This window comes from Cedecea neteri NBRC 105707 = ATCC 33855, from assembly GCF_001571265.1.
GTDB lineage: Bacteria > Pseudomonadota > Gammaproteobacteria > Enterobacterales > Enterobacteriaceae > Cedecea > Cedecea neteri.
Window position 1 is genome coordinate 1 of record NZ_BCTL01000133.1, and the last position, 678, is coordinate 678.

A 678-nucleotide genomic window follows, 5' to 3' on the forward strand; every position below is an offset into this window, starting at 1 on the left:
GAAACAGCAGGTGCATTTCCGCCTGACCATCGCGCAGTTTTTCAATGGTGGTCGTCAGGTTGCGGACCCAGATACTGAGCCCGAAAGACACCACGCTGAACAGCAGCGTGATGGCCCCCTGAATGACGGTGTTAGAGATTTCCATGTCTGGTCCTTATGGCCTTTCCGGCCAGAAAAAAATCGCCAGGGCCCGCAGCTTTGCGGCGTTCGTCTGGCACCATGCGCCGTAGTCTGAGGCATGGCGCAGTAACACATCAGGCGGCAGACTCTTTCTCCCTCCGGCATACGCTGAAGGGGCCGGAGGCATCGGGGCGACAGTCACCATGTCGCGTGGGGGCTTAATGGCCTCCTGTATCACCGGGGCCGGGGTCACCACCACCGGTGTATCCGAGGGCCTGCTCGTAGAGCTGCAGGCTGTGAGGGCCAAGCCCGTTAAAATCGCACTGAGAACCCTGCCGGGATGCCTGATTGTCATCGCTGACCGCCTTCTGAATGTTGAGGCTCAGCAACTGCTGCGCCTGCTGTAGCTGTTGCTCCTGATCCGCAAGCCTGGCTGCCAGCGCATCGGCCCGGTCCTGCTCCTGGTGCTCGCGCTCCCGGACATCCAGTAGCGCCTGCTGGCCTTTTTCGGCCAGCTCTTGCCGCTCATCCGCGCGGGCTTTCCTCTCGTTCGCAAGA

General features: G+C 61.2%; 1 protein-coding gene. It reads right to left on the reverse strand.

The window, feature by feature from the left end:
* Nucleotides 1–338: 338 nt before the first annotated feature.
* The coding region (locus CNE01S_RS25580) for a hypothetical protein (protein WP_061279251.1) at nt 339–678 on the reverse strand (340 nt) is incomplete at its 5' end.